The 8,596-nt window shown below is 38.5% G+C and carries 8 protein-coding genes; all 8 read right to left on the bottom strand.

The features are described 5' to 3' along the window. Positions 1 to 715 precede the first annotated feature (715 nt). Positions 716 to 1,195 carry a transcription/translation regulatory transformer protein RfaH gene (gene rfaH / locus L1D50_RS18920; RefSeq protein WP_128728740.1) on the bottom strand — a complete coding sequence of 160 codons (480 nt, stop codon included), beginning with the start codon at positions 1,193 to 1,195 and terminating at the stop codon, positions 716 to 718. A 444-nt stretch (positions 1,196 to 1,639) separates the two neighbouring features. Continuing rightward, positions 1,640 to 2,500, bottom strand: coding sequence for a hypothetical protein (locus tag L1D50_RS18925; RefSeq protein ID WP_239966603.1), 861 nt, complete (start codon positions 2,498 to 2,500; stop codon positions 1,640 to 1,642). Position 2,501: 1 nt separating this feature from the next. Beyond that, a complete protein-coding gene (locus L1D50_RS18930; RefSeq protein ID WP_239966604.1) occupies positions 2,502 to 3,695 on the bottom strand; it encodes a polysaccharide pyruvyl transferase family protein in 1,194 nt (397 codons plus the stop codon). A gap of 8 nt (positions 3,696 to 3,703) precedes the next feature. Then, complete coding sequence (locus L1D50_RS18935; RefSeq protein WP_128728743.1) at positions 3,704 to 4,987, bottom strand: oligosaccharide flippase family protein; 1,284 nt, start codon at positions 4,985 to 4,987, stop codon at positions 3,704 to 3,706. 203 nt (positions 4,988 to 5,190) lie between these two features. Next, positions 5,191 to 5,733 (bottom strand): dTDP-4-dehydrorhamnose 3,5-epimerase, encoded by a 543-nt coding sequence (gene rfbC / locus L1D50_RS18940; protein ID WP_239966605.1) that lies wholly within the window; start codon positions 5,731 to 5,733, stop codon positions 5,191 to 5,193. Between the two features lie 14 nt (positions 5,734 to 5,747). After that, on the bottom strand, positions 5,748 to 6,623 hold the full coding sequence (gene rfbD, locus L1D50_RS18945; protein WP_239966606.1) for a dTDP-4-dehydrorhamnose reductase: 876 nt from the start codon (positions 6,621 to 6,623) through the stop codon (positions 5,748 to 5,750). A gap of 3 nt (positions 6,624 to 6,626) precedes the next feature. Further along, positions 6,627 to 7,493, bottom strand: a complete 867-nt coding sequence (gene rfbA, locus L1D50_RS18950) for a glucose-1-phosphate thymidylyltransferase RfbA (RefSeq protein WP_128728746.1) — start codon at positions 7,491 to 7,493, stop codon at positions 6,627 to 6,629. Between the two features lie 21 nt (positions 7,494 to 7,514). After that, positions 7,515 to 8,588, bottom strand: a complete 1,074-nt coding sequence (gene rfbB, locus L1D50_RS18955) for a dTDP-glucose 4,6-dehydratase (protein WP_128728747.1) — start codon at positions 8,586 to 8,588, stop codon at positions 7,515 to 7,517. Positions 8,589 to 8,596 lie beyond the last annotated feature (8 nt).

Genomic DNA, 8,596 nt, shown 5'->3' on the forward strand with positions numbered 1-8,596 from the left:
TTATTGCCTTTTACTTAATAACGTAAAGACAACAGAAATTTCGTGGGCTAATTAAAGCATGCACGATTGTTAATCGCAAGTGAGTACTAGGTTTTGCAGCTGTTCTCACTCTTAGTTCCGTGTTTTATCTGCTATGTGATAAGAATTTGTGTTTTAGCCCCGTAAATTTTCACCAGAACCCTTTATTTAGCGCAAACCATTTTATTTATCATTTTGCAACTAACACACCAAATATAGAATGAAGAGCCAATTATTACAGTCTCTCTAAGATAGAACGTCTGTTCATCTACCAACTATGGACACAACTGCCTGGCTCACCCCTTCTCAATATTTTTAGGCACGCTTCCGCCCTTAGGTTGCAGCTCCTAAATGCTGTTCTAATTTTTATTTGTTGTGCTTCGGGCCGCAAAGATATCTCAAGGTGATGTATCTACACTTAACTTAACGCACCCAAATAAAATGCTGTTCATTCATCAGCCATAGCTTTGATTAAACTTTTAAAGTAGCTTGTCGCTGTATTATCCAGCTAATTAATTATCTTTAGTAAAATCAAAGTTATTACAGAGCAAATCTAGCCTACAGGGGCCAAAACCACTCATCCTGAGCTGTTTTACTCTTTTGAGTAGAGAAGATTCAAATTTCAACTTAGATAACTTAACCGACAACACAGTACACCTTTAACGTTACAAATAAATAGGAATAAAGGATTAATTTTTCATTGTACCTTTTTAATTATGCCGTTATCAACAACTATTCTCGTATACTGATTAAGCAATTTAATTAATAAAATGCTTCGTAATTCTCCGTCAGGTTGTTGAAATATCGCGTGAATATCCTTATAGCAACCGTCTGTCAACTGAACCAGATCGCCTTCTTTCAAGTCGCATTGCACCTCAACATTGCAAGATTGCATGAGCTTATTAACTAGTTCATCTGGTACTATTTGTAGATCCATTCCATATCGAATGAAATTAGCAACACCTCGAGTGTTTTTTACCGCAGAAAAGTGAGAAGAATGTGGATCAAGACGAACAAATAAATACCGTGGAAAAAGAGGTTGTGTTATCGCTTTCGCACTTGAGTTTTTTTGTTTTATGAAAGTCGGGAAGCAAGATACGATCCCTTGACTTTGAAGATTTGACTGAACTCTGAATTCCTGTTTCGGTTTACAATAAAGTAGATACCAACGTTCCATGCAATAATCCATTATTAATTTTTTTGGTAGCCAAACTAATTATCGGAATTATACTTGAATAGATGCTTGTGTCTAGGGCGTTTCAATAATCATGTAATTACCATCACCAATTAAAAATAATTACACTTATGACAATAAAGCTCTAAACTTATATTATGCTTGAGCCTCATATACTGACATAGGGTCAGTTTATCTTTCCTCTTTGTTTCGCAGCAGTTTGATTGCCATTCATACAAAGCAGGGCTTGCGTGGCATTGATATTCAATGTCTCAGGTGAACAGCTTTATGCTCTTGTAAAGACCCTTACCTCACATCCATGTGGGGTAACACAGAAAAATGCCAATAAAGCACTCTTCTTCGGGTTCAGCTAACTGCATTTTGTTCATTATGGCTCAGCGTTTGTTCAGGTTACTATGTTACGAACTGGTCTCACTAAAAATATGCTTATCGCTTACGATAATGTTTTCCTGAGAAAAGCGCTTTAAATAAAGGAGCTAAATCAAAGGTTGGCTGACCATGAAACAAACGTTTAGCCAAAGTATCGCTGCATACTTTGGTAAGTATTATCAATTGCTTAACTAATGGTGTGTAGTAACGCAGTGTAAGACCCAAATCATAACTTCGCTCAAGTCTTCTAAAAGCAATGACCTCAGCACTTTCTTTTTGATGTCGTGACAATGAATGTTCAAATCCAGGGATTATCACAATTGCTTCAGAGAGTTTCGCTAAGAATACCCGAAAACAGAATGTTGTATCTACCCCATATAAATAAAAGCGCTCATCAAACACACTTCCAAATAAAGCTTCTAACTTATTTGCAATGTCTTTTCCAACAATAAGACCACTTCCAATTGTAATCACTTTGTCTTGTTGCCCTATTTGAGCACTTGGATTTGCCGGCCGACCATTAATAACAGGGTTAACAATCTGCCCCGATGATTTAATCAATGGCATGGCTATCCGATCAGAGACTGCTTGCGCTGAAGCATCAATGTAACCTTCATTAAGCTGCGAATCATCATCTAAGAAAATATATTTTTCACTCGTTGTTTCGCGAATAAACCGATTGTAAATCGCAGCCAATGAGTGATTTTCAATAGTTTCTTCAATTACAACTTCATAACCAACCTGTTGAAATTGAGACACATCTTTAAATTTCAATGCCTTAGGTCCATTATTCCAAATAACTAGTCTAGCATTTTTATATTTAATCTTAGATCGTAGCAGTGAGTTTAATGTGTCACTTTCGCTTATCTCTTTGTTATATAACAAGACCAAAATGGCAGTATCAAATTCTAGACTCACCTCACTTTTCCTTGATGATATCTAAGATTTTATTGTTATTTTCAATAATAGCTTGATTAATTCTGTTCCTATTTTCTTTTAGCTTCTCTAAACATTCGTTATCGACATGGTCAAGAATCTTTGCAGCATTCCTCATGTCTAAGCACTTATTGAATGGAGCTAGGCTCCAATCTTTAAGGAAACTATCTAATTTAGGGATCTGTGGATTTAAACCGACATGAGGCTTTGCATAAGCCATTGCAGTAATCACTCCGTGTAAGCTTGTCCCGATGAAGAGCGAGGACTGTTTAATCACATACATAATTTCCCATACATTCAGTGGGTAAAGTAATTCGTGTTGATAGTCCAAAATTGCACTGAGTTTTACTAAATACTCATTGTCGTCATGACCCGAAGCATAACCAATTGGTAATAAGATAATTTTTTTACTATTTTTTTGCGCTATGCTCTTGAGATTCTCAACTACACTTTCTATCGAGTTTCCAACTTTTGTAGGTGCGGCTTGAAATACAATATAGTCTTCACTACATGCTAGCCTTACTTTTTCTGATACGTGCTCGGCAAAGGTATCATCGTCAACTAAATCTGACATCAAAAATGCTGAGTCTGGCGCCAATCCTGTCTCAGAAGTTAGTTCCTGTACCTGAGCTTGTGTCCGGGTATCTCGTACCGATACATAAGATGCTTTATTGAGACGATCGACCACCGTTTTTTTATCTTTTGGTCTCAACCACTGAATACCACCACCAACAGTGTTATAAATAACCTTTACAGAAGCGTCAAAGCTTGCAGGATCGACGATAAATGGATATTCCCATTTAGCTGAATAAAACCAATCAGAATAGAGTGAAAAGTATCTTCTGGTCGCCTTTTTTACGAGCGTTAGAAACTTATTAAAAAGTGCGCTTTTTTGCATGTGAAGATACAAAGTTGCATTCGTTGCGCAAAGCACTTCACCACCTATTACGATTACCGCAGATCCATCGTTGAGAAGCGTCGTATAGTTATTAATTGATTCGCTAGGTAAGCATTTGTAGTTGGTTAAATCAGCTTTGCTAACTGCTGCATATTCAAGCTGGAACTCCTCAAGCACCTCTGGTCTATATTTTTTTATGAATCTTTCAAAGAGAATCGGCATAAGGTTATCGCCGTAGTTGTAACGATCAAATGCCCCAAGTAAAACTATTTTTTTCACACACAACCCTAACACGATTTGTATTTACTATGGCGCTTTGCTTTTAGTAAAACGCCACCAATGATAACTAATTGAGGTATGATACCTGCAATTGAGAAAAGTGCCACTGCGGTAACGTCACTACCCAATGCACCACCAAGATAAAAAGCGGATAAAACTAATCCTGTATTAAATATGCTGTTGACTAATAGTACCTTTTCAAACTTCAGCACTGCGACTGCTGCAACACAAGGTCGGTTGATAAAGTTGAAAAAGAGCCACACACTAAACCACTGAGCATATACTCCTGCCTGATGCCACTCTGAGCCAAAAACAGTACTAAATAACCAAGGGGCAAATAAAATTAAAACTATCATTGGAATGACTCCAATGAGTACAAGGACTAGCGTGGACTTTAAAAGAAGTCCAAAGATAGGGATACCAGAGGCAAAACGCTCACTAATATTTGGATACAAAACATCACTTACAGACTTAGCAATTAGGTTCAGTGGCATCGTCAAAATACTACGACACAAAGTAAAGAAGCCTGCAGCTGGTGCCCCAAATAGAGACGCTAGCAAAATAATTGGCAGAGACTGATTAAGCCCAGCTAACAGCCGTTGTGGGGTGCGGTATTTAAAAAAGTCTTTAAACTTATATGCAAGAGCGCGACTGTAATGTGTATGACTCATTTTGAAGGGTGTTTCAATAATGCTTCTTCGAAAAACATAAAAATAAGTAATGACGCTGACAGCTGTTACAAACGTTGTAATTGCAATAAGGGTAATTGGGGAATTCAAAGTACTGCCAAGTCCCAGCTTTAACCCATTACTTAGCAAAGACTGAAACAGTAAAACCTTTGAATTTAAAGAAAAGTACTTTTTCCTGAGTGCCAAGTATGTGAACACTTCTAGTGCAGCTAGCAGCAGTACATATACAGAAATTATGACTTCTATTGCATTGAGTTCGCTTAACGAAAAGTACCCAAGTAAAATATCATTACTACTATACAGAACAATAAAAATGACTAACGACCAACCTAGTGCAAAAACCAAAGACAATATCGCTAATCGTATCGCTGTACTTTCTTTTTTGGGCAGAATTACCGCCATTGAATAGCTAAAGGTCATTAACGGCAATAACATTGTCGCCAATGCAGTAAAACTTCCCAGTAGTCCAAATAATTCAGGACCATATAAACGTGTGATAATTGGGGAACAAAGAATTGTTATTAGCTGAGCGCCAGCAGTACCAGTTGCAACAACGAATACACCTTTGACTAGCTTGTTCTCAAATAAGCTTGATATTTTCATATATGAGTTTTCTACACCGAGTGAGTGTACTTTTATAAAGTAGAGTGTGAATTTTTACACAGTAGTCAGCTTCCTAATACTCATTTAGCACGATTAGGTTGAATCCAATCCCAGCAACTAGACAGGGAGTAACTTCAACCAGACTTAAAACTAATTGATTAACTAATCCTCAGCTGATATTTAAAGTGAAATAGGCCTTGGTTTTAGTATTGAAACTCTTTGAGCGAGATCCCCTCTTTATCCTTTTCCGAAAGGAGAGGTTGACCTTTGAAAGGCCATTTAATCGCGAGCTCCTTATCATCCCAAGCAATAGTGACTTCTGACTGAGGGTGGTAATAATCGGTACACTTATAGACAAACTCTGCATGTTCACTTACAACATAAAAACCATGCCCAAACCCTTCAGGCACCCATAACTGGCGTTTATTATCAGCAGATAGAAACTCCCCTACCCATTGGCCATATGTCGGCGAACCTTTGCGTAAATCAACTGCAACATCAAAGACCTCTCCAGATACAACTCTCACCAGTTTTCCTTGAGTATGTTCTTTTTGTAGATGAAGTCCACGTAAAATACCTTTGCTAGACTTGGAATGATTGTCTTGGACAAATTCAGTTTTTTGATGAGTCACCAGAGCTTCAAACCTCTGTTGATTCCATGTTTCCATGAAAAAACCTCTACTATCTTCAAAAACGCGAGGTTCTATAATTTTGACAGCGGGTATATTTGTATCTATTACGTTCATCTATTTATATCTGCCTATTGGTATTTTTCTATCTGTTGTAATTGCAGTCGCCAATCGCTTTGAGATATTGCAAATTGTTCAAATATTTTTTGACAATTTAATTTAGAATTAGCCGGTCTTGAGGCCAATGTTGGGTATTCTTCTGTTGTAAGCTGGGTAAGTGTGATCGGAGTGGATATGATTCCGCGCTCTAGCGCCCTTTGGAAAATCACCTGAGCAAACTCATGCCAGCTTACATAGGGAAAACCAGAAAAATGATAGACTCCAAACTTAGCTTTTCTATTATAAATAGAGTGAGCCACTGACAACAAAGCATGAGCTATGTCTCCTGCGTAAGTCGGACCACCAAATTGGTCAGCAACGATACCCAATGATTTTTTAGACTGTGCTAACCTCAGCATTGTCTTTACAAAGTTATTGCCATATTCACTAAAAACCCATGCAGTACGAAGAATTATATGGCGCTCGCAAGACTCTCTTACTTGCTGTTCTCCTGCTTGCTTGCTTCGCCCATAAACATTTTGCGGGCTCTCAGTATCGAGTTCAGTATATAACCCCGAACTGTCTCCAGCGAATACATAATCTGTTGATATATGCAGAATCGCCGCATCGTGCTCATCAGCTGCAATGGCCAAATTTCTAGCCCCGTCTCGATTAACCAAGAACGCAGCCTCAATCTCATTTTCAGCATTGTCCACTGCTGTATACGCAGCAGCATTAATAATAACATCTGGTTTAAAACTAGAAACACACTTTGAAACTTGACTTATATCTGTTATATCAAGCTCTTCTCTACCCAGCGCTAAAAAAGTAACTTCTTCTTGTTGTTCAAGTATTGATACAAGGCTTTGCCCTACCTGACCATTTTTCCCTGCGACGAGTATTTTCATTACTTACCCTTTAGATACCAACCGATTCAAATACTGGCCATACTCATTCTTGAGCATTGGCTTTGCTATTTCTAGAATTTCATCTGAACTTAGCCAACCATTTCGCCAAGCAATTTCCTCTAAGCATGCGACTTTCAAACCTTGCACGTTTTCAATTGTTTGGACAAAAGAAGAGGCTTCGTGCAAACTTTCATGGGTTCCAGTATCCAGCCAAGCGAACCCTCTTCCGAGCAGTTCAACATTTAAACTGCCATCTTGTAAGTACATATCATTAATTGATGTTATCTCAAGCTCACCACGCTCAGATGGCGTTACCTGTTTGGCAAACTCAACTACTCGATTATCATAGAAATATAAACCAGTTACGGCATAATTGGATTTTGGAGTAACTGGTTTTTCTTCAATCGAAATTGCTCTCATCTGCTCATCGAATTCAACCACTCCGAAGCGTTCAGGATCTTTTACTTGATAACCAAAAACTGTAGCTCCTTCGCGCTTAGTTGCTGCTTTCAAAGCATTGCTAAACGATTGGCCATAGAAAATATTATCTCCAAGCACTAAGCAAACACTTTCATCACCTATGAACTCTTCACCAATAACAAATGCCTGCGCAAGGCCATCTGGTGACTCCTGTACCGCATAACTTAAGTTAATGCCAAAGTCACTACCATTCCCTAGCAAACGTTTAAAACCTTCATTGTCCTCTGGAGTTGTAATTATCAAAATATCCCTAATTCCAGCCAACATAAGAGTTGATAAAGGGTAATAAATCATTGGCTTATCGTAAACTGGCAGCAATTGCTTTGAAACGCCTCGTGTTAGTGGATATAGTCGTGTACCCGACCCTCCGGCCAAAATTATTCCTCTCATTATATCCTCAACTTACAAATTCTAAATTTCGCCTAACCGCGATCTATTATATGAACCATCCTGAACATTCCGACACCACTTTTGATTAGCTAAATACCACTGGACGGTCTTTCTTAATCCAGATTCAAATGTCTCTTTTGGTGTCCAATTCAGTTCAATCTGCATTTTGGTAGAATCAATTGCATAGCGACGATCATGGCCTGGACGGTCATTTACAAAGGTGATTTGCTCCGCATACTTTGAGTCTTTTGGCACTAGTTCATCTAACAATTTACAGATACTTTCAACCACATCAATGTTCTGCTTCTCGTTGTGCCCGCCAATATTATAGGTTTCTCCAACTCTGCCCTCTGTAACAACGGTATACAAAGCTTCAGCGTGATCTTCAACATATAACCAATCTCTAATTTGGTCTCCTTTGCCATAAACTGGTAATGGCTGCCCTTCGAGCGCATTCAGAATAACAAGTGGGATTAACTTTTCAGGAAAGTGAAAAGGGCCGTAGTTGTTTGAGCAGTTTGTAACTATCGTTGGTAATCCATATGTGCGCAACCACGCCCTAACCAAATGGTCACTAGAAGCTTTACTTGCTGAGTATGGGCTGCTTGGAGCATAAGCCGTTTGCTCAGTAAATAGCGGCAATTTAGCAGCTTGTTCAAATTGGTCTGGGTGAGGTAGATCTCCATAAACTTCATCTGTTGAGATGTGATGAAACCTGAACTTAGCTTTTCGGTCTTCACCTAGCGAATTCCAATATACCCTTGAAGCCTCTAATAGATTATAAGTGCCTACAATATTAGTTTGAATAAACTCAGCAGGTCCGGTAATAGAGCGGTCCACATGACTTTCTGCCGCTAAATGCATTACTGCATCAGGTTGATGTTGTTTAAATACTCTATCTAGTTCAGCGCGATCACAAATATCCACCAACTCAAAGTCATAGCGCTCATCTTTCTCGACATTCTCAATTGACTCTAAGTTGCCCGCATAAGTTAATTTATCCAGATTTACAACCGAGTCACTGGTTTTATTAATAATATGGCGAACAACAGCAGAGCCGATAAATCCTGCACCACCTGTAACTAGAATCTTCAAAATATACC

This window comes from Pseudoalteromonas sp. Isolate6 (assembly GCF_022398435.1).
In the GTDB taxonomy this organism is placed as follows: Bacteria; Pseudomonadota; Gammaproteobacteria; order Enterobacterales; family Alteromonadaceae; genus Pseudoalteromonas; species Pseudoalteromonas galatheae.